The sequence below is a fragment of the Enterobacter sp. 296B2 genome, from assembly GCF_034106185.1.
GTDB classification, from domain to species: domain Bacteria; phylum Pseudomonadota; class Gammaproteobacteria; order Enterobacterales; family Enterobacteriaceae; genus Enterobacter; species Enterobacter cloacae_N.
Window position 1 is genome coordinate 1 of record NZ_JAWNCA010000041.1, and the last position, 24,757, is coordinate 24,757.

Annotated in this window: 23 protein-coding genes; all 23 read right to left on the reverse strand. The window is 53.6% G+C overall.

Annotation, left to right across the window (positions count from 1 at the left end):
- Positions 1-946, reverse strand: a 946-nt coding sequence (rffA, locus tag URZ40_RS21120) for a dTDP-4-amino-4,6-dideoxygalactose transaminase (RefSeq protein WP_320721103.1), incomplete at its 3' end; no start/stop codon positions are given.
- A gap of 10 nt (positions 947-956) precedes the next feature.
- The gene (rfbC, locus tag URZ40_RS21125) at positions 957-1,499 is read right to left on the reverse strand and encodes a dTDP-4-dehydrorhamnose 3,5-epimerase (RefSeq protein ID WP_316379422.1); all 543 of its coding nucleotides are present in this window, start codon (positions 1,497-1,499) and stop codon (positions 957-959) included.
- Positions 1,500-1,501: 2 nt separating this feature from the next.
- Entirely contained in the window at positions 1,502-2,380 is an 879-nt protein-coding gene (gene rfbA / locus URZ40_RS21130; protein ID WP_045337054.1) for a glucose-1-phosphate thymidylyltransferase RfbA, read from the reverse strand.
- A gap of 53 nt (positions 2,381-2,433) precedes the next feature.
- Positions 2,434-3,333: a dTDP-4-dehydrorhamnose reductase gene (rfbD, locus tag URZ40_RS21135; protein ID WP_316379421.1), complete on the reverse strand. Its 900-nt coding sequence runs from the start codon at positions 3,331-3,333 to the stop codon at positions 2,434-2,436.
- Positions 3,333-4,418, reverse strand: a complete 1,086-nt coding sequence (gene rfbB, locus URZ40_RS21140; protein ID WP_320721104.1) for a dTDP-glucose 4,6-dehydratase — start codon at positions 4,416-4,418, stop codon at positions 3,333-3,335. Before rfbB ends, rfbD begins: the two co-directional genes overlap by 1 nt.
- 353 nt (positions 4,419-4,771) lie before the next feature.
- Entirely contained in the window at positions 4,772-5,668 is an 897-nt protein-coding gene (gene galF, locus URZ40_RS21145) for a GalU regulator GalF (RefSeq protein WP_048957548.1), read from the reverse strand.
- Positions 5,669-5,844: 176 nt separating this feature from the next.
- Complete coding sequence (gene wcaM / locus URZ40_RS21150) at positions 5,845-7,236, reverse strand: colanic acid biosynthesis protein WcaM (protein WP_116338812.1); 1,392 nt, start codon at positions 7,234-7,236, stop codon at positions 5,845-5,847.
- Between the two features lie 12 nt (positions 7,237-7,248).
- Entirely contained in the window at positions 7,249-8,469 is a 1,221-nt protein-coding gene (wcaL, locus tag URZ40_RS21155; protein ID WP_316379417.1) for a colanic acid biosynthesis glycosyltransferase WcaL, read from the reverse strand.
- Positions 8,466-9,746: a colanic acid biosynthesis pyruvyl transferase WcaK gene (wcaK, locus tag URZ40_RS21160; protein WP_116338808.1), complete on the reverse strand. Its 1,281-nt coding sequence runs from the start codon at positions 9,744-9,746 to the stop codon at positions 8,466-8,468. The genes wcaL and wcaK overlap by 4 nt, the downstream gene beginning before the upstream one ends.
- Before the next feature lie 17 nt (positions 9,747-9,763).
- Positions 9,764-11,242 (reverse strand): colanic acid undecaprenyl disphosphate flippase WzxC, encoded by a 1,479-nt coding sequence (wzxC, locus tag URZ40_RS21165; protein WP_320721105.1) that lies wholly within the window; start codon positions 11,240-11,242, stop codon positions 9,764-9,766.
- Position 11,243: 1 nt separating this feature from the next.
- The gene (wcaJ, locus tag URZ40_RS21170) at positions 11,244-12,638 is read right to left on the reverse strand and encodes an undecaprenyl-phosphate glucose phosphotransferase (protein ID WP_061097677.1); all 1,395 of its coding nucleotides are present in this window, start codon (positions 12,636-12,638) and stop codon (positions 11,244-11,246) included.
- Positions 12,639-12,725: 87 nt separating this feature from the next.
- The gene (gene cpsG / locus URZ40_RS21175; protein ID WP_166711719.1) at positions 12,726-14,096 is read right to left on the reverse strand and encodes a colanic acid biosynthesis phosphomannomutase CpsG; all 1,371 of its coding nucleotides are present in this window, start codon (positions 14,094-14,096) and stop codon (positions 12,726-12,728) included.
- 109 nt (positions 14,097-14,205) lie between these two features.
- Entirely contained in the window at positions 14,206-15,642 is a 1,437-nt protein-coding gene (gene cpsB, locus URZ40_RS21180; protein WP_320721106.1) for a mannose-1-phosphate guanyltransferase, read from the reverse strand.
- 3 nt (positions 15,643-15,645) lie between these two features.
- Positions 15,646-16,869 (reverse strand): colanic acid biosynthesis fucosyltransferase WcaI, encoded by a 1,224-nt coding sequence (gene wcaI / locus URZ40_RS21185; RefSeq protein ID WP_316379413.1) that lies wholly within the window; start codon positions 16,867-16,869, stop codon positions 15,646-15,648.
- The gene (locus tag URZ40_RS21190; RefSeq protein WP_316379412.1) at positions 16,866-17,345 is read right to left on the reverse strand and encodes a GDP-mannose mannosyl hydrolase; all 480 of its coding nucleotides are present in this window, start codon (positions 17,343-17,345) and stop codon (positions 16,866-16,868) included. Before URZ40_RS21190 ends, wcaI begins: the two co-directional genes overlap by 4 nt.
- Before the next feature lie 2 nt (positions 17,346-17,347).
- The gene (locus tag URZ40_RS21195) at positions 17,348-18,313 is read right to left on the reverse strand and encodes a GDP-L-fucose synthase (protein WP_024908102.1); all 966 of its coding nucleotides are present in this window, start codon (positions 18,311-18,313) and stop codon (positions 17,348-17,350) included.
- Positions 18,314-18,315: 2 nt separating this feature from the next.
- Positions 18,316-19,437, reverse strand: a complete 1,122-nt coding sequence (gene gmd, locus URZ40_RS21200; RefSeq protein WP_003863514.1) for a GDP-mannose 4,6-dehydratase — start codon at positions 19,435-19,437, stop codon at positions 18,316-18,318.
- 155 nt (positions 19,438-19,592) lie between these two features.
- Positions 19,593-20,153 (reverse strand): colanic acid biosynthesis acetyltransferase WcaF, encoded by a 561-nt coding sequence (gene wcaF / locus URZ40_RS21205; protein ID WP_192984960.1) that lies wholly within the window; start codon positions 20,151-20,153, stop codon positions 19,593-19,595.
- A gap of 15 nt (positions 20,154-20,168) precedes the next feature.
- Positions 20,169-20,915 carry a colanic acid biosynthesis glycosyltransferase WcaE gene (gene wcaE, locus URZ40_RS21210; RefSeq protein WP_116338796.1) on the reverse strand — a complete coding sequence of 249 codons (747 nt, stop codon included), beginning with the start codon at positions 20,913-20,915 and terminating at the stop codon, positions 20,169-20,171.
- A 16-nt stretch (positions 20,916-20,931) separates the two neighbouring features.
- The gene (wcaD, locus tag URZ40_RS21215) at positions 20,932-22,152 is read right to left on the reverse strand and encodes a colanic acid polymerase WcaD (RefSeq protein ID WP_029742034.1); all 1,221 of its coding nucleotides are present in this window, start codon (positions 22,150-22,152) and stop codon (positions 20,932-20,934) included.
- The gene (wcaC, locus tag URZ40_RS21220) at positions 22,127-23,344 is read right to left on the reverse strand and encodes a colanic acid biosynthesis glycosyltransferase WcaC (RefSeq protein ID WP_316379409.1); all 1,218 of its coding nucleotides are present in this window, start codon (positions 23,342-23,344) and stop codon (positions 22,127-22,129) included. Before wcaC ends, wcaD begins: the two co-directional genes overlap by 26 nt.
- Positions 23,341-23,832: a colanic acid biosynthesis acetyltransferase WcaB gene (gene wcaB, locus URZ40_RS21225; protein ID WP_116338792.1), complete on the reverse strand. Its 492-nt coding sequence runs from the start codon at positions 23,830-23,832 to the stop codon at positions 23,341-23,343. The genes wcaC and wcaB overlap by 4 nt, the downstream gene beginning before the upstream one ends.
- Complete coding sequence (gene wcaA / locus URZ40_RS21230) at positions 23,832-24,674, reverse strand: colanic acid biosynthesis glycosyltransferase WcaA (RefSeq protein ID WP_116338790.1); 843 nt, start codon at positions 24,672-24,674, stop codon at positions 23,832-23,834. Before wcaA ends, wcaB begins: the two co-directional genes overlap by 1 nt.
- Between the last annotated feature and the right edge of the window lie 83 nt (positions 24,675-24,757).

Genomic DNA, 24,757 nt, shown 5'->3' on the forward strand with positions numbered 1-24,757 from the left:
CATGTATACCATTATCCTTTAAATGTTTAATCAAATCAGTACGAACGTTGATATTGCTGCATACGATATAAAACATATGAGCATTGTTAGTGGCATACTCAGGAACCACAGGTAGGTTTATAAGTCCTAGCTGTGCAAGTGGTGTTAATCTTTCTTGATAACGTTGCCAAAGCTCTTTACGTTTGTTCTGAATATCATCCATATTTTCGAGTTGTGCATATAAATAAGCAGCGTTGATATCAGAAGGGAGAAATGAAGAACCAATATCAACCCAGCCATATTTATTAACTTCACCTCTGAAAAACGAAGATCTGTTAGTCCCCTTTTCACGAATTATCTCGGCTCGTTTAACATATTTGTCATCATTAATAACAAGCATGCCGCCTTCACCAGAAATTATATTTTTTGTTTCATGAAACGAAAATGTTCCAAATGCTCCTATGCTTCCCAGTGGGCGTTCCTTATAATATGAGTCAATCGCCTGAGCAGCATCTTCGACAATAGGAATGTTATATTGCTTAGATATAGCCAATATTTCATCCATATCACATGCAATTCCAGCATAATGAACTACTACTATCGCTTTTGTTTGTGGTGTAATTAAAGCACGTATTGAGGCTGGATCAACATTTCGATTGTTAGTATAGCTATCAGCAAATACAACTTTTGCTCCTCTTAATGCGAAAGCGTTAACCGTCGATACAAACGTATAGGAAGGTGCAATTACTTCATCTCCTGGTTTAATGTCTAGCAATATTGCTGCCATTTCAAGTGCGTCAGTACAAGAAGTAGTAAGTAATACTTTTTTAAAATTGTATTTTTTTTCAAAGAACTCGTGGCATTTCTTAGTAAATTTTCCGTCCCCTGAAATCTTTCCTTCTTTTGCAGCTTGTGCAATATAAACTAATTCATCCCCATGTAAATAGGGCTTATTGAATGGGATCATTTTTTTTCCTTTATTTTAAATCTGCAAAACTGCCAGCTTTCATATCTTTGACAGAAAGTATTATTTCATTTTCGTCTAAAGGCCACTCGATATTTAACGTAGGATCGTTCCACGCAATACTTCTTTCTGCTGTGGGTTCATAATAATCAGTAGTTTTATATAAAAACTCTGCATTATCGCTTAATACGGCAAAACCGTGTGCGAAACCTTCAGGAATCCATAACTGTCGTTTGTTTTCTGCAGATAATATAACGCCAACCCACTTACCATACGTTTTTGAATCCGGCCGGATATCTACTGCAACATCAAAAACTTCACCTATAATGCAACGTACCAATTTTCCCTGCTCATGAGGCCCATTCTGATAATGTAATCCACGCAATACTCCTCGTTTTGATCTGGAATGATTATCCTGAACAAACGTAAGGGTGCGACCGACACAGGCCTCAAGTTTCGTATGATTGTAGCTTTCATAAAAAAAGCCTCTGTCATCACTAAACACTTTTGGCTCAATCAACAATACGTCAGGAATATTTGTTTCGATAACATTCATTGCTAGTAGCCTTTAATCATTTTGTACAAATATTGCCCATAAGCATTCTTTGATAGCGGAACAGCTAATTTTTTAACTTGCTCAGCATTTATAAATCCTTTGCGGTAAGCAATTTCTTCTGGGCAAGAAACTTTAAGGCCTTGACGCTCCTCAATAGTGGCAATGAAGTTACTGGCTTCAATCAAACTCTGATGCGTCCCCGTGTCCAGCCAGGCATAACCGCGTCCCATCATGGCAACAGACAAACGCCCCTGCTCCATATAAATTCGATTGATATCAGTAATTTCAAGCTCGCCACGAGCGGAAGGCTTCAGGTTTTTAGCCAGCTCTACGACATCGTTATCATAGAAATATAAGCCGGTGACCGCATAATTACTTTTCGGTTCTAGCGGTTTTTCTTCAAGGCTGATGGCAGTTCCATTCTTGTCAAATTCAACGACACCGTAACGTTCAGGATCGTTAACATGGTATGCGAATACGGTCGCACCACTCTCTCGATTGACCGCCGTTTCCATTAATTTAGGCAGATCATGTCCGTAAAAAATATTATCGCCGAGTACCAACGCGCAATCATCATTTCCGATAAAGTCTTCACCGATGATAAATGCCTGGGCTAAACCATCCGGCGAAGGCTGAACCTTATAATGTAGATTTAAACCCCATTGGCTGCCATCACCCAGTAATTGCTCAAAACGAGGTGTATCCTGCGGAGTGCTAATGATCAAAATATCACGAATACCCGCTAACATTAGCGTTGAGAGCGGGTAATAGATCATTGGTTTGTCATATATGGGCAATAATTGCTTGCTAACAGCCATGGTCACTGGATATAAACGGGTACCAGAACCACCAGCTAAAATAATGCCTTTCCGGGTTTTCATTTCATTATCTCTTTATACGCAAAAGTACCCAGTGACGGGCACTAACATTATATTCAGATTGCTGTCGCAGCAAACAATTCATTCAGCATACGTTTAACTCCGTTCTCCCAATTGGGAAGAACAAGCCCAAAGGTACGCTGGAATTTTTCATTATTAAGACGAGAGTTATTTGGTCGGCATGCCGGGGTTGGATAAGCGCTGGTTGGTACTTTATTTAACTGCTTGATTGCAAGTGCAACATCAGCTTTTCTGGCTTCGGAAAATACTAATGCAGCATAATCATGCCATGTAGTGACACCACTCGCAACGAGGTGATAAAGGCCAGCAACTTCCTGATTTTTCTGTGCAATCCGAATAGCATGTGCGGTACAATCCGCCAATAATTCTGCACCCGTAGGCGCACCAAACTGATCGTTAATGACGGAAAGTTCAGTTTTCTCTTTAGCCAAACGTAACATGGTTTTTGCAAAGTTATTGCCTTTGCCAGCATAAACCCAACTGGTACGAAAAATGAGGTGCTTTGGACAATGCTCTTGTAATGCCCTTTCGCCGGCCAGTTTCGTTTTGCCATAAACATTCAATGGTGCAGTGGCATCATCTTCAAGCCAGGGTGCATCACCGGTACCCGGAAAAACGTAATCAGTCGAGTAATGCACAACCCACGCGCCTGTTTCAGCAGCAGCTTTGGCAATAGCCTCTACGCTTGCGGCATTAAGCAGTTGTGCAAAGTCCACTTCAGATTCAGCTTTATCCACGGCAGTATGTGCGGCAGCATTCACAATCACATCTGGACGTATTTTTCGTACGGTTTCAGCAACACCTTCAGGATTACTAAAATCGCCGCAATAATCGGTAGAATGCACATCAAGGGCGATAATATTTCCCAGCGGGGCGAGTGCCCGTTGCAACTCCCAGCCTACCTGACCATTTTTCCCGAACAACAGAATATTCATTATGTTCGTTCTCCATAATTCTGCTCAATCCAGGTTTTATAAGCCCCGCTTTTTACGTTTTCCACCCAATCGGTATTGCTCAGATACCACTCCACCGTTTTACGAATGCCACTTTCAAAGGTCTCCTGAGGCTTCCACCCTAACTCAGCAGCAATTTTATGCGCATCAATCGCATAGCGGCGGTCATGGCCCGGACGATCAGCAACATAGGTAATCTGATCGCGATACGACCCCTCTTTTGGCACAATCTCATCCAGCAGGTCGCAAATCGTATGCACCACATCCAGGTTCTGTTTCTCGTTATGTCCACCAATGTTGTACGTCTCTCCCGGTTTCCCTTGAGTGACTACGGTGTAGAGTGCACGCGCATGGTCTTCAACATAGAGCCAGTCGCGGATTTGATCGCCCTTGCCGTAAATAGGCAGTGCTTTGCCGTCCAATGCATTCAGAATAACCAGCGGAATCAGTTTTTCCGGGAAATGGTAAGGGCCATAGTTATTTGAACAGTTGGTGACGATGGTCGGGAAACCGTAGGTACGCAGCCAGGCACGAACGAGATGATCGCTGGAGGCTTTTGACGCTGAATACGGACTGCTGGGCGCATACGCGGTAGTTTCAGTGAAGAGTGGCAGCTCAGTTGATGCAGGATGCTCATCAGGATGCGGCAAATCTCCATACACTTCGTCGGTAGAGATGTGATGGAAACGGAACGCTTTCTTCGCCTGCTCATCCAGCATGGACCAGTACGCTCGGGCGGCTTCCAGCAGCACATAAGTGCCGACGATGTTGGTTTCGATAAACGCTGCCGGGCCGGTAATGGAACGATCGACGTGACTTTCAGCGGCCAGGTGCATTACCGCATCAGGCTTATGCTTTGCAAAGATGCGATCCATGGCGTCTTTGTCGCAAATATCGGCATGCTCAAAGGCATATCGGTCGCTAGCACTAACTTCTGTTAGCGACTCCAGATTTCCGGCATAGGTGAGCTTATCTACATTGACGACATCGTCCTGGGTATTTTTAATAATATGTCGCACAACCGCTGAGCCGATAAAACCAGCCCCGCCCGTCACAAGAATTTTCACGTTATCTGTTCCGTCTAGTGTATATGTCTGGATACTGGGGTTCTGAAACCTGAGCGTTTATTAATGGTTTCAGAAATTGAGCACGCTACCGCCCCTGGCTTAACAGCTACCAGTGCACTGAGCGATGTTTGATTGAATGATTTTACTTGTCTGGTTACAGACAAAACTGGCGTTAATTGTCGTCCTAAACGACCTCAGAAACAAGCACAAATCGCTACAAAGCTGCTGAGATTTGAATCAGATAACCCTATGTAATCATTCAAATTAATAACAAAAAACGGCAGTCATCATTTTTGTTATGTTTCAAAACACCAAAATGATGACTGCCGTTTGTTCTGGTCGTAGAAGGAATATCAGTCGTTAGCCAACAGCTTCTCAATCCGGTTTCTGAACTTCGCCCCTTCCTTCAGGTTACGCAGCCCATAGTTTACAAACGCCTGCATATACCCCAGCTTCTTGCCGCAGTCGTAGCTGTCACCTGTCATCAGCATCGCGTCAACGGACTGTTTTTTCGCCAGTGCTGCAATTGCATCGGTCAACTGGATACGGTCCCAGGCGCCTGGCTCGGTTTTTTCCAGCTCGGCCCAGATATCGGCGTTCAGAACATAACGGCCAACCGCCATCAGGTCAGAATCCAGCGTCTGCGGCTGATCCGGTTTTTCGATGAACTCAACGATGCGGCTCACCTGCCCTTCCGTCTCCAGCGCTTCTTTCGTCTGGATCACGGAGTATTCGGAGAGATCGCCCTTCATGCGTTTCGCCAGCACCTGACTACGGCCGGTTTCATTGAAACGTGCCACCATTGCCGCAAGGTTGTAACGCAGCGGATCGGCTGAAGCGGTATCGATGATGATGTCCGGAAGAACAACGATGAATGGGTTATCACCCACTACCGGACGTGCACACAGAATAGAGTGACCCAAACCCAGCGGCTGTGCCTGACGCACGTTCATAATGGTTACGCCTGGCGGGCAGATTGACTGCACTTCCGCCAGCAGTTGGCGCTTAACGCGCTGCTCAAGCAACGCTTCGAGTTCGTAAGAGGTGTCGAAGTGGTTTTCTACGGCATTCTTAGAAGAATGCGTAACCAGGACGATTTCTTTGATCCCTGCAGCAACAATCTCGTCGACGATGTATTGAATCATCGGTTTGTCGACGATCGGCAGCATCTCTTTAGGAATGGCTTTAGTGGCGGGCAGCATATGCATGCCCAGGCCTGCTACCGGAATGACTGCTTTCAAATTAATCATTATTTCTTCCACCTTAAAATGGTTGACGAATTATAGCTCTTAAACCTGTTTTCGCCAGCATGATTTGCCGTAATCCTCAGGCAATGTTACGCCTTAGCCCCACAAATTTCTGTAGTTGTAATCTGAATAGATCACACTTCTTTGCCAGGAATAGTCTCAAAAAAGGAAATTGCCGATTATCTGTGCGGAAGCGCAAAATTCAGCCTCTCCACATTCACTACCTGCTGATCCACCCGGTCAATATCCACCGAACTCTGCCCCTTCTCATTCACCGCTTTGATGTTAGCCAGCGACAGCAAGGTTTCATCTTTGGCCATAAATTTACCCCGCACATCTTTACGCAGGTCGAAGTTGATCTTCAGCGCAGGGCCAATGGCCGCTTCCTGCATTACATTGATATTGCGTAAAAAAAGATGCTGCGGTTTATTATGCAGCTCAAGCGTCGCCCGCTTCATCTCAACGTTGGTGATCGCTACAAAGGAGGTCGCGTTACCGGATGAAATCTGTATTCCGCGCAGCTTATACGCAAGCTGACGATTATCGAGGTGAATATTGTTGAGCTTGAAGTTCTGGGGTATGGACAAATAATCACCTTTAATTACCCCATAGCCGATTAACATTCCGGCACTATTGACCATGTCGACATTATCAATAATGAAATTATCACAGCCATAAATGGCGACCGTCGCATTGTCTATACCCGCCTTTTTACTGAAATCGGGGGTAATATTTTTTGCCTTAATATTGCGGATAACAAAGTGTTTGCCGTTCTCAACGTGCACCAGCTGGCGACAGTTGCTGCCGGTGATATTTGCCACCACGAAGTTCTTAACGGTTTGCTTTTCCGGGTAGTCGTTATCGTAGGTACTGCCGGCAAGGCCGATGCCGATGCCCCAGTTGATCTTGCCGTTAGTACAGTTGATGTTATCGATCACATGATCGGAGATCAGGATATTGCGGTCATTGATGGCCACATTCCACTCGATCGCATCGCCCTGAAGATGGCTGAATTTGCTGTTGGTGATCCGGGCGCCGTCAACCTGATTGTGAAAGCCCTGGCGCAGGATGGCGTAGTTGGCCTGGCTCACGCTGATGTTATCAATCAGCAGATTGCGCATCACTCTGGGTTTCTTGCCGCCAATGTAGATCTGCGTCACCGGACCAAACCCGCTCATCGCCAGCCCTTTGATCGCACAGTCCGAGCCGCGAACGTCGAGCGTAATGTTCTCCGTGCGCCCACCACCTTCACCAATCACTTTGCAGCCTTCCTGCAGCACAAAGCGGCCGCGTCCGTTGCCGGTTAACGCTCCGCGGATCAGCAGCGTTTTACCGTCGGGAATGAAAATGCCCGTATTAATGTTTTCACAGGTGAGTCCGGCCGGGACCACGACGGTATCACCGTCCTTAAACGCCTGCTTAAAGGCGGCGATCCAGTCGTTGTTATTGTACTGATTAATGGAGACCGTCTTTCCGCTTGCCGCCCGCGCGATGCGGGACGACAGCAGCGGCGTGGCCGCCAGAACGGAAAGAGAAGAGACAAAAGTGCGTCGGGTAATCTTTTTCAGCATACAACCTCGGCGTTACAGCGTTTGCAGCAGGCTCGCTAACTGGCGGTTAATCACCTGCTGGTTAAAATCGGTTTCAACTTTTTGTCGGGCATTGTGGAGCACGGGCTCCAGCGCCTGCTGGTCGATGTCGCTGAAGGCAGCTAATCGATCCGCGAGGGCCATCGCGTTATTCTCCGGCACCAGCCAGCCGGAATGGTCAGATTTGATCAGCTCAGGGATCCCGCTGTGCAGGGTGGATACCACCGGAATACCCACGGCCATCGCCTCCATCAGCGCCACCGGAATGCCTTCCATATCGCCATCCGCGCCCGTGACTGAAGGCAGCAGAAATACATCTGCCTCATCAAGCATGGCCTTGACCTCATGGCTCGGCTTGAAGCCCGGCATCTCCACGACATCGTCCAGTTGATACTGTTCGATAAGCGTGCGCAGACGGCGCTCCCACGGCCCGATGCCGAGAATTCGATAGTGGAACGCTACCCCGCGCGCTTTCAGCTGGCGGCAGGCCTCAATCGCCACGTGCAAACCTTTCTTCTCGGTCAGACGGGCCACGGAGATGATCTGCAGCGGTGTTCCCGGCACCTTAACCGGACGGCGGGTAAAGCGCGTTAAATCCACACCCATACGCGACACGGCAATCTTCTCTCCCGGGCAGCCCATGCTTTTCAGCCGTCCTGCCCACAGGTCGCTGATGGGAAGCATCATGTCACCGCGGCGGAAAAGCTGCTGATACTCCGGCGTGTAGTGGTTCAGCACCTCGCGGCTGGAAATGTCGATACCGTGGAAAATGGTCGCAATTTTGCCGTCAATCACGCCCAGCTCACGCAGTTTCGCGGCAGTAACGCCCGCAGGGCCAAAGTGGGCGATAAACACGTCGGCACGATACGGCTGTGCCGTTTGCCCGCAGATGGCCGACAGGATCAGATTGCGAGATTCCGATCCATAGCGGGAAACGTTCAGCGCCCGCCACGTCGACGCGCGATGGAGCCCGCGCAACGTCTGGCTGGCCCGGTAGCGCAGCTTACTCAGCTTCCCGGCCGGTTCGTCCTGCAGCCAGCGGGTCTTCGCCTCCAGCCCATACTGGGTATACGCCGCATGGGTATTTTTGGTGTCGCCCTTCTGCAGGGCGACGATCTCCACGTCATATCCCATATCGATAAACGCGGTGATTTGGTTCAGTACAAAGGTCTCAGACGACAGCGGAAATTTCAGTAAGAAGAAACCAACCTTCATTTCCCCTCCCGCACGCGGTCAAGTACCGATTTCACCATGCCAATGCCCTTCTCGCGCTCGGCTTTCACCGCTACTGCCAGACGCTCGTTGATTGCAGGCAACTGGCCGAGGGTGTCGCCCACCATCGCACCGAGGGATCCGTCCAGCAGATGGCGAATATCCACGGCCATCTCCGGCATGCCAAGCTGCTGCATAATCCCGGCAGACTTGTGCTCATAGTTAATGGCGATGGCTGGGGTACCGAAGTTCATGGAGATAATCGCCGAGTGCAAACGGGTGCCGACGGTCAGGTCGCAGGCTGCGAGCAGCTTGCCCATCTCCAGGTCATTCAGCTCGTCCATCACCACGTGGTAGCGGGACGGGTCGTTCACCAGGTTGCGCAGGTTCAGCGCTACCATGCGGTCGTCTTTGTTGTAGCTGTCGATCCCGGTACAGGTTGAGAGCGCCAGCACCTGGTAACCGCTGTCCAGCACGCGGTTCACCACGTCGGCAAAGGCTTTCTCGTACGCCGCCTGGGTCGTGCCGAGGCGTTTATCAAACGGGGCCAGCTCGCGCAGGGTGATCGCGACGGTTTTCTGTTTCGCGGCTACGTCGAGCCAGTGCTGCACCGCGTAACTCGGCTGGAAGCCATCGTCCTGGTGATCCACAAGCCAGGCGGTGTCCACGCCGTGCTCAACTTTTGAGGTGTCGATTTCACTGCGCTTCATCATGTCGAGGCTGACCGACTCGCGCAAGATCAGCGCGTCGCAGTGGCCAAACACATAATTTGCCAGCTGATTAAACTGCGGATCCTGGAATGGCCCCACGCTGTGGCCGATCATAAACAGCGGCTTTTTCGCCATGAACGTGCACAGCGCATGCTCAAACTGCGGCACGCCGTAGAGATCGACGAAGAACGAACCGCCGACCTGGATAATGGCATCATAGCCGGACAGCAGACGCACGAAATCCGTAAAGCCCTGCGCGATAGCGATGTTGCGCAGCTTGCCGGTATCGGTCACGCGGGAAAGCAGCACCTGATGCTGGTAGCGACGGCGCAGCACTTTCTTCACGCGCCCCATCACACCCGCAGCGTTGTTATGCTGTTTCATCTGGCTATAGAGCGGGTCGCCCATCACCGGGCGGTTCAGTAACCAGGATGAGCTGACCGGATAACGGCTCATCACGTCCACTTCAGTCTCAGGCTTAAGGGTGTTAATTGCATCCAGTAAACCGCGCAGGATGGCGCTGTCGCCACGGTTGCCGCAGGTATGGTTGCCAAGAATTAATAATTTCATAATGGCCTCTTAAATAACTAGCCTGCGCGAAGCAGCGTTTTCATTTTTTCGTTACGGCAAAACTGGCGCTTCATCTCCACCACCAGCGCGTTGCGCGACAGCACAATCATCACGACGAATGCCAGCGCTCCTGCGGCAACCTGTACCGCCAGCAGCGCAGCCAGCGGGAGATGACCGCTGAGGATGATGCCCAGGCCGTAGCTCACCACCAGGGTCGGCAATGAGAGATAGAACGGCAGCCACAGGCTCAGGATGTACTGACGGTAGCTGGAGCCCAGCACCGGCTTGATCATGATGAAGTAGCTCAGAACGGTGTTGACTACCTGCACCAGCAGGAAGCCCAGCGTGACGCCGATAGCGCCCGCCATATGCCCGCCAACGATAATCGCCGGTATAAACAGGAAGGTTTTGAACACGTTGAACTTAAAGCTAATATCCACGCGCGCCTTCGCCATCAGAAGCGAGCCGATCGGATTTCCCACGGAGCGCAGCAGCCCCACCACGCACAGCAGCTGCAGGATCGGGATGATGCCGTTCCACTTCTCGCCAAACACCAGCGGCACGAAGTTGCTGGAAACCACCATCAGCCCCAGCAGCACCGGGAAGTTGATAATCCCCACCACGGAAAGCAGCTTGTAGAAATTAACGCGCAGCTTCTCGGTGTCGTCCTGAATTTTGGCGAACGCCGGGAACAGGACGCGGGTGATTATCGGGTTCAGCTTCATCGGCGGCACCACCGCGACGTTGTAGGCCAGGTTGTAGCCCCCCGCCACGCTGGCGCCGAGAATACGTGCCAACACCAGCGTCGAGAGGTTGGTGTTCACGTAGTTAATAATGCTGTCCGCCGTCAGCCACGCACCAAAACGCAGGTTGGACGAGACGGACGCGAGAGAGAAGTGCAGTCCCGGACGGTAAATCTTACGGCCAAAGTAGCCGAACAGCAGCGTACGCACGGCAGAGTTAACCAGGTAACCGAGGATGGCGGTCATCGCCAGCGGCCAGAAATGGGCGCTCACCACGGTAAAGGTAAAGCCCGCCAGCACCGCGCTGGTCTCGATCATGCCAATCTTGTTGAACTCCAGCTCTTTCTGCATCAGCGCGCGGAACTGCTGCCCGTGAGGGATCACCACAAAGGCAAACGACAGCGTGCGCATCAGCGGAGCGAGATCCGGGTTGTGCAGCACGCTGGCGATGGTGTCGCTTAGCAGGAAGACCAGCACAAATACGAAAATGCCCAGCCCGACGTTCAGCCAGTAGAGCGTGGTCAGCTCGAGATGGCTGATCTCTTTACGCTGAATAATGGAGTTGGCGATACCAAAGTCAGACAGCGTGTCGGCCAGTGCGATGATCACCAGCGAGACGGTCAGCAGGCCGAACTGGTGATTATCAATAATGCGCGCCAGCACCGTCATCTGCACCAGGCCGAGGCCAATGATGACGATGGTCGCCATCGCTGACCACTTGGCGCCGCTGATGGTTTTTTCACGTAAGCTCATCTTAGTACGCCGCTTTGTTCACGAAACCTTTGAAGATGGTCAGAAAAACAATCTTGATATCGAACCAGAGGCTCCACTCGCGGATGTACTCCAGATCGAACTCGATGCGTTTTTCCATTTTTTCCAGCGTGTCGGTCTCGCCGCGCCAGCCGTTGATTTGTGCCCAGCCGGTGATGCCCGGCTTCACCTTATGGCGCAGCATGTAGCCTTCAATCAGCGAGCGGTACTGCTCGTTATGCGCCACCGCGTGCGGACGCGGGCCAACAATCGACATGCCGCCGGTAAAGACGTTGATGAACTGCGGCAGCTCGTCCAGCGAGGTGCGGCGCAGGAAGTTCCCCACGCGGGTGACGCGCGGATCGTTCTGCGTCGCCTGGGTCACCACCTTGTCGTTCTCCATCACCTTCATGGAGCGGAATTTCCACACCATAATCGGCTTACCGTCCATGCCGTAGCGGGTCTGACGGAAGATAACCGGGCCGGGAGAGCTCAGCTTCACCGCCAGGGCAATGCAGCACAGAACAGGGGAAATAAGCAGTAAAATCAGCGAAGAGAGCACGATATCTTCCACGCGCTTGAGCACGCGGTTAATGCCCGACAGCGGCGTGTCGTACAGCGGTACCACCGGCACGCCGTTCACCTCTTCAATACGGGAGTGCAGGATGTTGAAGGTAAAGACGTCCGGGATGAGGATCACCGAGCAGGTGGTGTCCGCCAGCTCGCGCATCAGCTGCTTGATGCGGGATTCGTCCTTCATCTGCATGGCGATGTAGACGTTATGAATTTTGCCGGCCTTCGCGTCTTCAATAAGCTGCGCGTAATTCCCCGCCCAGTCCGCAGGCACGCCGCCCGGCTTCGCGTCGTGGTAAATCCCCACCACTTCGAACCCTAACCACGGCTCTTTGCGGAAGCTGTCGAGCAGCACCCGCCCGACCGGTAAATCTCCCGCCACGGCGACAAAACGACGGTTATAGCCACGGTTACGCAGCCAGCCCGCGCCAAAGCGGATCAGGGAACGGCACACGACCATGCCGACGCTGGTTAACAGGTACCAGCAGAGATAGGTCACGAAGCGGTTGTCAAAATCATGGCTGAACGCCACCAGACCCGCACTGAAGATCAGGCTCAGGGTCCAGTTCTGCAGCAACAGCATCAGTTCGGTGGTCATTTTCACGCCGCGCCACGAGCGGTAGAAATCGGTCATCCCGCCGATCATCTGAAACACGACCAGGGCAATCAGGGCCATCAGCAGATGCATATATAAGAACGGCAGCCCGCTGATCCGACACACCGCCCACAATCCACCGACCATGATGGTGATATCAGAAAAACGCTGCACCATAGAGATTAACGATGCATTCGTTCTCGCTCGTTCGCGTTTTTTTAGATTCGTCATCGTTGTTCCTTTATTCAACCAACCCCCCCCTCACCCCGGCCCTCTCCCCAAAGGGGAGAGGGTTAGGGTGAGGGGTAAGGTTTCGTATTACTGATTCAACAGCGCCAGAATGTCCTTTGTTCGGGCTTCCATCAGCGCCGTGTCAGCCCGGGACTCCACGTTCAGGCGCACCACCGGCTCGGTGTTGGACGAGCGCAGGTTGAAGCGCCACTGTGGAAACGCCATGCTGATGCCGTCGGTACGGTCAATTTCCAGCGCATGAAGGGCAAAGTGCTGCTCCACGCGGGCAATGGCCTCGGCAGGCTGCGCCAGCTTGCTGTTGATCTCTCCGCTCGCCGGGAACGCCGCCATGCGGTCGCGCACCAGCTCGCCCAGGGTTTTCCCCTTCAGGCACAGCAGCTCGGTGACCAGCAGCCACGGGATCATCCCGCTGTCGCAGTAGGCAAAATCGCGGAAGTAGTGGTGGGCGCTCATCTCGCCGCCGTAGATGGCGTCTTCTTCGCGCATGCGCTCTTTGATGAAGGCGTGACCGGTTTTGGACATCACCGGCGTGCCGCCCGCCGCGGACACCACGTCGACGGTGTTCCAGGAAAGGCGCGGGTCATGGATGATTTTCGCGCCCGGGTTTTTCTCGAGGAACGCTTCCGCCAGCAGGCCGACAATGTAGTAGCCCTCGATGAACTGCCCTTTCTCGTCGAACAGGAAGCAGCGGTCGAAATCGCCGTCAAAAGCGATGCCCATATCCGCGCCGTGCTCAATCACCGCGTTGCGGGTGTCGTCGCGGCACTCCGGCAGCAGCGGGTTAGGAATACCGTTCGGGAAATTGCCGTCCGGCGTGTTGTGTACCTTGACGAAGGTCACCGGCACGTTCAGCGCCTTAAAGCGCGCTTCCAGCGCATCCACCACCGGGCCGGCCGCGCCGTTACCGGAGTTGATCACCAGCTTCAGCGGCTTGAGGTTCGCCACGTTGATATAGCCCAGCAGGTGGTCGATGTACTCTTTCTGCAGGTTGATTTTTTTGTAGCTGCCGCGCTTCGCCTCGTTCACCGGCGGGAAATCGTTGGCTTCCGCCAGACGCTGCACGTCGCGCAGGCCGGTGTCGCCGCTAATGGGACGGGCGCCCTTGCGCACCAACTTCATGCCGTTGTAGTCCATCGGGTTGTGGCTGGCCGTTACTTCGATACCGCCGTCCACGCCGAGGTGGAAGGTGGCAAAATAGATCTCTTCGGTACCGGACAGGCCGATGTCCAGCACGTCCACGCCCGCGTCCTGCAGCCCTTTCGCCAGCGCCAGCTTCAGGGATTCACTGGTCAGACGCACGTCGCCGCCCAGCACGATGGTCTTAGGTTTTAAATATTCGCCGTACGCGCGACCGATGCGCCACGCGATGTCTTCATTCAGCTCTTCGCCCAGCTTGCCGCGAATATCGTAGGCTTTAAAACAGGTTAATTTTTCCATGATGACCTCTTTTTCAGGCAACAGTTGGCCCTGACCACTTAATGGCCAAATTTATTTTTGTCATTCGTAGGCCCGGCTGGCGCAGCGCCGCCGGGCATGATGCGGAGTGCTACACGCGCCCGTAACGATCCTGGAAGCGCACGATATCGTCCTCTTCCAGATACGAGCCGGAGCGCACCTCAATTAAGTCGAGAGGAATTTTCCCCGGGTTTTCCAGACAGTGCGTGGCGCCCAGCGGAATATAAATGGACTCGTTCTCACCCAGCAGCTTCACTTCGCCGTCGATGGTCACTTTGGCCGTACCCGCCACCACGACCCAGTGCTCGGCGCGGTGATGGTGCATCTGTACCGACAGCCCCTCGCCCGGCTTCACGGTGATGCGCTTCACCTGATAGCGGTCACCCGCGTCGATGGAGTCATACTTACCCCACGGACGGTACACTTCACGGTGAATGTGGTGCTCGTGACGGCCATCGGCCTTAATCTTCTCCACCACTTTTTTAACGTCCTGCACGGCGTTACGGTCGGCAATCAGCACGGCATCTTTGGTCTGGACAACCACCAGATCCTTCACTCCGACCGTGGTCACCAGGCCGGACTCGGCGTAAACGTAGCTGTTTTCGGTTTTGTGGCTAATCACATCGCCGTGATGGACGTTACCCTCCGGGGTATGGGTGCTGATCTCCCACAGGGAGGACCAGGAGCCTACGTCGCTCCAGCCCGCATCCATCGGTACAACCACGGCGTCAGCCGTACGTTCCATCACCGCGTAGTCAATGGACTCTTCCGGGCAGGCGAGGAAAGCCTCTTCATCCACGCGGATGAAGTCGAGATCCGGGTCCACCACCGCCATCGCTTTCTCGCAGGCGCTCAGAATATCCGGGCGGTATTTACGCAGCTCTTCCAGGTAGCGTCCGGCACGGAACAGGAACATCCCGCTGTTCCAGTAATACTCACCGCTGGCGACATACGCCTGCGCGGTTTCGAGATTCGGTTTTTCAACAAACTGCGCCACGTCAAAGGCCACGCTGTCGCCTTCACCCGGCGTTACGTTGCCGCGACGGATGTAGCCGTAGCCGGTTTCCGGCAGGTCCGGCACGATGCCAAAGGTCACCAGCTTGCCGCTCTCGGCGTAAGGGATCGCCGCACGCACCGCGTCGCGGAACGCCTCTTCCTGCTGGATAACGTGGTCTGCCGCCAGGACCAGCATCAGCGGGTCGCAGTCAGGACTGCTGCGTTTTGCCGCCAGCGCCGCCAGGGCGATCGCGGGCGCGGTATTGCGACCGGCGGGCTCCAGGATGATGTTTTCCGTGAGCTTATTCAGCTGACGCAGCTGCTCGGCAACAATAAAGCGGTGCTGTTCGTTACAAATCACCACCGGGCTTTCACACTCCACGCCGTGCAGACGGTTTACCGTGGTCTGCAGCATGGTGAGCTCCCCTTTCAGACAGAGGAACTGCTTTGGATAGAGCACGCGGGACAGCGGCCACAACCGGCTACCAGAGCCACCAGCCATCACAACCGGATACAAAGTGGTTTGACTCATGATTTATCCCCGTATATCTGCAATAAATTGGCTCAGCACGTTCTCTTTCTCGAGCGTGCGTTCGGCATATTCACGTGCCACCGTGTTCACTTTTGGCATGGCGAGTGCCTGCTCAATGCCGGTGACCAGCGCCGGAACCGATTCCGGCTCCACGCACACGGCAATTCCCGGATAGCTGTCACACAGCTGGCCTAATTCTGTTTCGGCTTCAGCCGTAATTACCGCGTTACCGCCCACTGCCAGAATGTTGGTCAGCTTGGACGGCAGCACCGCGTCCGCGGCGCCGCGTTTTTGCACAACCAGATGGCAGTCACCCATCTTCAGCAGCGCAGGTAATGCCTCGTAAGACTGAAGCGGGAAAAATTTCACGTTGGTCAGGCCGCGTTCCCCGGCCATTTTTTCCAGCCGTGCCTTTCCACCGCCCTGCCCGACAATCACAAACGTCCACGGCTGTTCACTCAGCAATTGGGCCGCTTCAATCACGCTCTCCAGCCCCTGCTTTTCGCCGATGTTGCCTGAGTAAAGAATGATTTTTTGATCTTCAGGCAAACCGAGCTGCGCGCGCAGCGCCTGAGCGTCTTGCTCTGTCACATCGCGAAAACGCGCCACTTCTGACCAGTTCGGGAAGAAGATCACCTTCTGGGCCGGAACGCCCTTCTCCTGCGCCTTGTTCATCATCGAGCGCGAGATGGTCGAGACGTAATCCACGTTATGCAGGCCGCTGCGCTCAAAGGCGCTGGCGAGCTTCGCCACCTTGCCGCCCTTGCCTTTGCCTGCCATCCCCAGGCCCAGCATGGCGTCAACTTCATAATCCTGAATGTGCAGCAGGGTGCGCGCACCGGAGAGTTTGCCCAGCAGGCGCATGCCCGGCGTGCAGAACAGCGTCGGCACCACGCCGATGATGCGATCCGGCTTCCAGCGACGCTGCGCCATCAGCGGGAAGAAGCTGCTCAGGGCAAAGCTGCCCAGATGAAGTAACCGTTTCAGCGTCGAAGGCTGCTTCGGCACGTAGAGCGGGCAGCGCCAGACGGTCGCTGCTCCCTCTTCACGGCGATAGCGCCAGCTTGAGTAGCGCTCCCCGACTTTCCACTCCGGGTAGTACGGCGGCGCGGTAATGACCCGCACGTCATGTCCCTGGCTCGCCATCCACTCGACCATCTCGCCGGTGTATTTCCCGATGCCGGTTAATTCCGGCGAGTAGTTGATTCCGTACACTAAAATTTTCATAAGCCCGGCACTCCGGACTGACGATCGACCAGGAAATAGGCACGACTGTTGTCATGCACATTGTCGCTGGCCAGCAGCGCCTCTGGCGTCTGCCAGCGGTAGTCGTCATGCTGAGAATCAGGCAGACGCAGGTCTGCCTCACTCACCTTCAGGCGGAACCCCAGCACGATGTAGTGCGTGGAGAACCCGGTGCCTGAAAAGTTATCGTCATAGAAGTGCTGCCAGACCCCGTAAAACTGGCCCGCTGCCATCGGCAGCTGCAGGCCCAGCTCCGCCAGAGTGAGACGCTCAAACGCATCGCTGAGCGTCTCATCCTTCTGCACGCGCCCGCCGGGCACGAACCAGAAGCCCTGTGCAGGACGGTTGGTTCGTTTTCCCAGCAAGAACTCGCCGCGTTCGTTCTCCACGATCAAATCAATCGAGATGAGCGGAGTGGAACGCACCACCGTGGCAAAATCTTCCTGACTTAAAAACATCGTTACCCCCGGAAGCGGTGCTGGTTTTCCAGGAACCACTGGTAGGTGCTGGCCAGCCCCTGCTCCAGTGACACCTCGTGATACCAGCCCAGCTGATGCAGACGGGTCACGTCCAGCAGCTTGCGCGGCGTGCCGTCCGGTTTAGTCGCGTCAAACACCACGCGGCCCTTGTAGCCCACCACCTGCGCGATGGTTTGCGCCAGCTCGCGAATGGTGCAGTCCACGCCGGTACCCACGTTGATGTGCGACAGCATCGGCTCGGTGTTCTCCTGCCACACCTCGCGATCCAGCTCCATCACGTGAATGCTGGCCGCAGCCATGTCGTCCACGTGCAGGAACTCGCGCATCGGCGTCCCGCTGCCCCACACCACCACGTCCGGCGCGTTCTCAGCGGTCGCCTCGTGGAAGCGGCGCAGCAGCGCCGGGATCACGTGCGAGTTGCTCGGGTGGAAGTTGTCGTGCGGCCCGTACAGGTTGGTCGGCATCACCGAGCGATAGTCGCGGTTGTACTGACGGTTGTAGGACTCGCACAGCTTGATCCCGGCAATTTTGGCAATCGCGTACGGCTCGTTGGTTGCTTCAAGCGTGCCCTGCAGCAGCTCGCTCTCGGCGATCGGCTGCTTCGCCATTTTCGGGTAAATACAGGACGACCCGAGGAACAGCAGCTTATTCACGTTGTGCAGGTGCGCCGCGTGAATGATGTTGCTCTCGATCATCATGTTCTCGTAGATGAAATCCGCCGGGTAGGTGTTGTTAGCGACGATGCCGCCCACCTTCGCCGCCGCCAGATACACCTGATCAATGCGTTCGTTTGCAAAGAAGTCCTGTACCGCACGGCTGTCGAGCAGGTTCAGCTCGTCACGCGTGCGGACAATCACCTCTACGTCACCGCGCTGTTCCAGCTGGCGAACAATCGCGGAACCCACCATTCCGCGATGACCGGCGACAAAAATACGTTGTTTTGTCATTCTCAGGACTCCAGCGCGATGGCAACCTCGTAGCCATGAGACTTGAGCAGGGAGTGTTTTTTCGCTGCTTCAAGATCTTTGGCCACCATCTCGGAAACCATCTCCTGCAGAGTGGTCTCTGGTTTCCAGCCCAGCTTCTCGTGCGCTTTGGTTGGGTCACCCAGCAGGGTTTCTACTTCAGCAGGACGGAAGTAGCGCGGGTCAACCTGCACAATTACGTCGCCTGGCTTCACGCCCGGCGCGTCGTGGCCGGTCACGGAAACAACGATACCCTTCTCTTCCACGCCGGTGCCTTCGAAGCGCAGCTTGATGCCCAGCTGTGCCGCGGCCATTTCAACGAACTGACGCACGGAGTACTGCACGCCGGTTGCGATAACGAAGTCTTCTGGCTGTTCCTGCTGCAACATCATCCACTGCATTTTCACGTAGTCTTTCGCATGGCCCCAGTCACGCAGGGAGTCCATGTTGCCGAGGTGCAGGCAAGACTCCAGACCCTGCGCGATGTTGGCGATAGCGCGGGTGATTTTGCGGGTCACGAAGGTTTCGCCGCGGCGCGGAGATTCGTGGTTGAACAGGATGCCGTTACAGGCGTACATACCGTAGGATTCACGGTAGTTCACGGTGATCCAGTAGGCGTACAGTTTTGCTACCGCATACGGAGAGCGCGGGTAGAACGGCGTGGTCTCTTTCTGTGGGATTTCCTGCACCAGGCCGTACAGCTCGGAGGTGGATGCCTGGTAGAAGCGGGTTTTCTTCTCAAGACCGAGGAAGCGGATAGCTTCCAGCAGACGCAGAGTACCCATGGCGTCAACGTCAGCGGTGTATTCCGGAGATTCGAAGGAAACCGCTACGTGGCTCATCGCGCCCAGGTTGTACACTTCATCCGGCTGCACTTCCTGCAGGATACGGGTCAGGTTGGAGGTATCGGTCAGGTCGCCGTAGTGCAGGTGGAATTTCGGGTTCGCCGCGTGCGGATCCTGATAGATGTGATCGACACGCTCGGTGTTGAATGAAGACGCACGACGTTTAATACCGTGCACTTCATACCCTTTTTCCAGCAGCAGTTCTGCCAGGTAAGAACCATCCTGCCCGGTAACGCCGGTGATGAGAGCGACTTTAGACATGTTTTATTCCTCTACTTATGAATTTAATCAGAGCCGTTAAGTAGGCTATCTTTTTTGTCATTTTGAACGTGGGCTGTGCTCGAAATCCTCACGTACCTAAGTACGTTCCGGTTTCTCCGCGCAGTCCGCGTTCAAACTGCCTGCAACGATTACGCCTACTTAACAAGGCTCTTCGTTTCAACGCGTTCGCGTATCACCACTGCGGGGTTGCCACGGCAAACTTTATTTGCCGGTAGCGATTTAAAAACGCTGCTGCGGGCACCCACTACCGTGCCATCGCCAACAGAAACACCCGGTGCAACAAAAACATCCGTTGCCAGCCAGCATTTTTCGCCGATCGCAATAGGCGAAGCGGTAATATCAAAATGCGGGCTCATAAAGTCGTGGCTGCCGGTGCACAAATAACATTTCTGTGAAACCACCGAATTTGCGCCAATCGTAATCTCGCCCAGGGTATATAGCACCGCGTCATCCCCAACCCATGCGTAATCCCCAAGCGTTAATTTCCACGGATAGGTAATTTTCACAGAAGGTCGGATGACTACGTTTTTTCCTATTTTTGCGCCAAACAGGCGCAATAAAAAGGCTCGCCAGCGGTACAGTATTTGCGGCGACCAGGCAAATAAGGTTGCCTGAACCGCCCACCACAGCTGTACCTTAATACCGTTCCCGCCCCGAAAACCTTTCGGTACGGAGAAACCTTTTAAATCCTGCATTGCGTTTCCTTATATTCAGGCTTTGTTATATAAGGTTTTCGTTTTGCCCGTGGTACGCAGGCGTAATAAATAAGACAATTCCGCCCAAAATCCCGGCACGCGTAATATTTGACGCTGCACGTTTTTTGCGTCCTGGCATAATTCCAGATTATTTGACGTTGACACGCCGCCCATCGAGAATTCAGACACCAGCCCTTTAATTCGACGAAACGGGTAACCTGATTTATACAGGCTGGCGGCCAGCGCATAATCAGATGACACCTTGTACTGCAAATCGTAAGGCTGTTTTTTCAGACCTTTTACCGGGAAGAAAATGGCCTGATGGCTGGCGGGCAAACTGTGGTAGATATACCAGCCTGGCTTCGCGCTGCGGCACACTTTATGTCCGTCACCAAAATCGAGCAGCGCATCGCCAATATACATGGCGTCCTCTTTCTGGCGAGCCAGCTGACGGGCAAACAGCGCCACGTCGTCGTGGAAAATATCGCCGGAATTGAGGAAGATGGCATAACGGCCCTGGGCCATATTAATGCCTTTATTCATCGCATCGTAGATGCCTTTATCTTTCTCGCTGATGTAGCGTAAGTTGAACTCACCGTTGAGTTTTTCCAGAAACTCCGCCGTGCCATCGTTCGAGCCGCCGTCGACCACAATCCACTCAAAGGTGAGGCTCGGATCGCGCGCCAGGTTGCGCAGCGAGCGCCAGGTTTTTACTACCCCTTCGTAATTACGAAAAGCGACAGTAATGACGCTAAGAAACATAAATCACCTCATTTCGTCATACGTTCGTAATATTAAGCGCCTTGCGCAAAATAAACGGACAGACAATCAAGAAAGCATATTCCGGGCTAAATATTGACCCGGTAAAAAACAGCGACACCGGCGTAAAAAGATAAAGCTGCACGCGAAAGTTCTGGTTATCACCAAACGCGTTGATCATCATTTTGAAAACTTTAAACAGATACCACAGCGTCAACAGTACGGCGAACCATGAAAAATAAATAATTAACAGATACAGACCATTGTCTATGGTTTTACCGACATCCGCACCGTTAAAGATTCCGAATGATGCAACATATTCATAAAGTGAGCCGAATCTTACTACACCATCAATATGGGTTAAGGAATAACCCACCATCACCAGCGGACCAATGATGCGATAATAGGACGATGACCCTTCCGTTCCCAAATCTCCCAGACGTTCTGAGATGTACGGGAAGGCAAATATCACGCCGACCATAAATACCGTCAGGGAGATAATCGCCAACGGCAGTTTTTTCTTAATCGCATCTTTGTTCAGGTACTGGAACGCCCACTCCAGCAGGTAAAACAGGATAAACGTCATTACCCCTGAGAACGATCCAGACAGAACGATTCCTGCAAGAATCATAGCATCGGTCTTAGGCGTTTTGATACCAAACTGTTTGATGCTGAGCCAAATTGAGATTAACGCCAGAGCGAAAAACGCTGGTTCAAAATAGAGTGCCGTCGTACGCTTCCCGCCAAACTTAATGAAGTTCAGCACATAGCTGTTACTGTAAATGAGATATTTCGAAATTATCTCCATCAGGCTGCTGCCACCGGTCAAAATAATTTGCGCCATTTCCAGTGCGGCAAGCATAACAATTAACGCAACGGCAATATAAAAGAACCTGAGGATTTTCCTATAATTGTGCGGTGAAATAGTTTTGAAGCGAATACTCCAGACCATGCCAATAATAATGACGATATAAACAAACAGCATGGTCGACGTGACGTATTTACTGGCATCCAGCGACTGGCCAAAGATGTAGTTAAACAGCGTCAGGCCCGTGCCCAGCCCCAGGGCAATCATCAGCTTCTTCAGGTTGATTTTATCGACATACAGAAGAAGCAAAACGGGCAGGAAGGTCACGATGGTTATCGGGAAGCTTTCGCCGAGCTGGGCAATTTTGACGTTGACCAGCAGGTAGATCAGCGGCAGCAGCAGATAACTACAGATTCTGATAGAACGAGACATACTCCTCCAGCATCTGTTGTCCGCTGTAGGCCTTGCGGCTGCGGTTGCGGAACGATTCCAGGTCAGTGCCAAAAACGGCCTCGGCGATCTGCGCCTTCGGCAGCTGCACCAGCGGCAGGACCTCCTGTTCCGCGAAGGTTTTCCCGCCGGATTTTTCCAGCACTTCACGCGCCGCATCGCTGTGGGTGGCAATCACCGGCACGCCGATGGAGAGCGCTTCGCAGAGGATCAGCGGGTAGTTATCCACACGGGAGCTGAACACCAGCGCGTCCATACCGTTGAGGGCGCTCATCAGCTTGCGCTTGTCGGTCTCAAACCCGTGGTTCACCACGTTGGCCCCTTCGAACGGGGAAAACTTGCCGAAGGTATGAAGCTCGATCCTGTCACCCAGCGCCATCATGTCGCGAACCAGCTGCTGGTTGGTTTTCCCGTCGTAACGCAGATCGTGCGCAACGATGGCAATTTTCGGTTTGCCCGCGGTTTCTGCCACCGGGGTCAGCTCGGCAAGAATGGCTTCCGTCGCCACATCGATGCCGTTGTTGATAATCTGACAGCGCCCTGCCCCGTACAGGCTGTTGAAGGCATCGGCTACGTGCTGGCTCGGGGAGATAAACGTGCAGCCGAGCGAGAGCATGTCGCGGAACAGCTGGCGCTTTCCGTCTACCAGCTGATGCGCGCGATCCACCTTCACCGGCGGGTAATTGCTTAATGTCGGGCATTTCTGGCAGTTATCTTTCCAGCCTTCGCAGCCGTCGGTAAACGCGCAGCGTCCGGTCACGCTCCAGTGATCGTGCAGCGTCCAGACGAAGCGAGTGTCGGGCTTGTGGGCCTGCACCTTCTGACAAAACGCCACCACCTCTTCCAGATTCAGCCAGTAGCTGTGCAGAACGTGGAAATGCAGCACAACCGGGCCCGACGTGCGGGTCACGGTGCGATAAAGACTGTTGAGGTTGCCAAACAGATCGCGGTTAAACAGGCGGAACAGCGCAATGTTCGCAACAGAGGTCAGACGCGGCGTGTGCTTGTGCACCTGCGGATAGTTATCGTGGCTGACGCTTTTTTTGCCGCCTTTGCCATAGCCGTAAATAAAACGAGACTGGAGTCCTTTTTGCAGCGCGCGCTGGTGCAGATCCAGCGCCACGCCTGCCGCCCCGCCTTCTGCGAGGCGCACGTTAAATTGCAGAATGTTCATTTAATCACCTTCACGCGGGCTTTCTCTCCCACCACCAGCGCGTTATCGGGGATGCTGTCCAGCACCACGCTGCCCGCCCCGATCGTCACGTTGTTACCTATCGTAATGTCGCCAATAACCACCACGTTCGCGCCCAGCTCGACATTGTTGCCGATGACCGGGCAGGCCAGGCTGTCAGGCCCACGGTTGCCAATGGTGACCCCATGACGAATGGTGAAATCATCTCCGGCGACCACGAACTTGTTGATCACCACCGCATAGCCGTGATGGATGGTAAAGCGGCGGCCAATGGTGGCCGCAGCCTGAATCTCATACCCAAAAAAGCATTCGGTGATGATGCGGTACAGCACCAGCACGGGGGCCGCCCAGATGTTGTTCAGTACATTTTTCTTGCGCCACACCGAGCAAAAGTGCGCGATGCGGTACGCCAGAACCATGCAGCACGGGCGCAGGCTCCAGCTGTTTGCGCGGCAATCTTCCAGAAACATTATTTCCCCCGAAGCCCGTCGGCCAGACGCTTGCCGTTACGCACGGAGAGCAGCGTCAGCAGCGTGCGCCAGTTCATGCGCTTGTTGCGGATCTGATACAGGGTAAAGAGCTGATATTTACGGCTGGCACGGTCAAACTTGTCCTTGTGCTTGCGGTAAAAATGGAAATAGCCGGAGAACTTCTTCGGCGAGGAGGTGATCTGCATCTCCCCGTGGTTGATGTGCAGGATCTGCGTGGCCTCTTCCACTTTCCACGGCTCACCGTATTCCACCACCATGCGCAGGAAGATATCGTAATCCTGCGCGGCCTTCAGTTCGGTATCGAACAGGCACTCTTTAAAGCGCCACGCCCAGGTAAAGACCTGATTGCCGATAATGTTGCGCTTGTAGAACAGGCGGCGAGAGTACGGTGATTTCGGATACAGCGGCAGGCTGGCAGGCTGCGAATACACCTCGCCCTGACACACGTAGTCGTTGGCATACAGAAACGCGTGCGTAACCAGTTGCTCTTTATGCGACAGGAAGACGGACAGGCGGTTCGGCGTCCATTCGTCATCGTCGTCGATGCCGGTCAGATACTGCCCTTTGGCCTGCATAATTGCCTGATTTCGCACCGCACAGGCCCCGGAGTTGATGGCGTTGTGCGTGTACATCACGCGCGGGTCGTTGAGATCGGTAACAAATTTTTGCAGCTGTTCATACGAGGAGGAACAGTCATCCACGACGATCAGTTCCCAGTTATCGTAATCCTGACGTAAGACCGACTTGATTGCGCGGATCGCCAGCTGCTGACGGTTCCATGTCGGCATATAGATAGAAATCAAAGGGCGTTGTGTGGTCATATTTTTCCCCTCACCCCGGCCCTCTCCCCGGAGGGGAGAGGGTGAAAGGCAGTCAGTGGTCGTCATTATGTTCGTACCCAAAC

Coding starts and splice junctions, on each gene's coding strand:
- URZ40_RS21195 (WP_024908102.1), bottom strand. CDS start 18,313: ATGACAAAACAACGTATTTTTGTCGCCGGTCATCGCGGAATGGTGGGT.
- rfbC (WP_316379422.1), bottom strand. CDS start 1,499: ATGAATGTTATCGAAACAAATATTCCTGACGTATTGTTGATTGAGCCA.
- URZ40_RS21190 (WP_316379412.1), bottom strand. CDS start 17,345: ATGTTTTTAAGTCAGGAAGATTTTGCCACGGTGGTGCGTTCCACTCCG.
- gmd (WP_003863514.1), bottom strand. CDS start 19,437: ATGTCTAAAGTCGCTCTCATCACCGGCGTTACCGGGCAGGATGGTTCT.
- wcaL (WP_316379417.1), bottom strand. CDS start 8,469: ATGAAGGTTGGTTTCTTCTTACTGAAATTTCCGCTGTCGTCTGAGACC.
- wcaK (WP_116338808.1), bottom strand. CDS start 9,746: ATGAAATTATTAATTCTTGGCAACCATACCTGCGGCAACCGTGGCGAC.
- wcaB (WP_116338792.1), bottom strand. CDS start 23,832: ATGTTTCTGGAAGATTGCCGCGCAAACAGCTGGAGCCTGCGCCCGTGC.
- wcaC (WP_316379409.1), bottom strand. CDS start 23,344: ATGAACATTCTGCAATTTAACGTGCGCCTCGCAGAAGGCGGGGCGGCA.
- wcaJ (WP_061097677.1), bottom strand. CDS start 12,638: ATGACGAATCTAAAAAAACGCGAACGAGCGAGAACGAATGCATCGTTA.
- rfbD (WP_316379421.1), bottom strand. CDS start 3,333: ATGAATATTCTGTTGTTCGGGAAAAATGGTCAGGTAGGCTGGGAGTTG.
- cpsB (WP_320721106.1), bottom strand. CDS start 15,642: ATGAGTCAAACCACTTTGTATCCGGTTGTGATGGCTGGTGGCTCTGGT.
- galF (WP_048957548.1), bottom strand. CDS start 5,668: ATGATTAATTTGAAAGCAGTCATTCCGGTAGCAGGCCTGGGCATGCAT.
- wcaE (WP_116338796.1), bottom strand. CDS start 20,915: ATGTTTCTTAGCGTCATTACTGTCGCTTTTCGTAATTACGAAGGGGTA.
- wcaA (WP_116338790.1), bottom strand. CDS start 24,674: ATGACCACACAACGCCCTTTGATTTCTATCTATATGCCGACATGGAAC.
- wzxC (WP_320721105.1), bottom strand. CDS start 11,242: ATGAGCTTACGTGAAAAAACCATCAGCGGCGCCAAGTGGTCAGCGATG.
- wcaF (WP_192984960.1), bottom strand. CDS start 20,153: ATGCAGGATTTAAAAGGTTTCTCCGTACCGAAAGGTTTTCGGGGCGGG.
- wcaI (WP_316379413.1), bottom strand. CDS start 16,869: ATGAAAATTTTAGTGTACGGAATCAACTACTCGCCGGAATTAACCGGC.
- wcaD (WP_029742034.1), bottom strand. CDS start 22,152: ATGTCTCGTTCTATCAGAATCTGTAGTTATCTGCTGCTGCCGCTGATC.
- cpsG (WP_166711719.1), bottom strand. CDS start 14,096: ATGGAAAAATTAACCTGTTTTAAAGCCTACGATATTCGCGGCAAGCTG.
- rfbA (WP_045337054.1), bottom strand. CDS start 2,380: ATGAAAACCCGGAAAGGCATTATTTTAGCTGGTGGTTCTGGTACCCGT.
- wcaM (WP_116338812.1), bottom strand. CDS start 7,236: ATGCTGAAAAAGATTACCCGACGCACTTTTGTCTCTTCTCTTTCCGTT.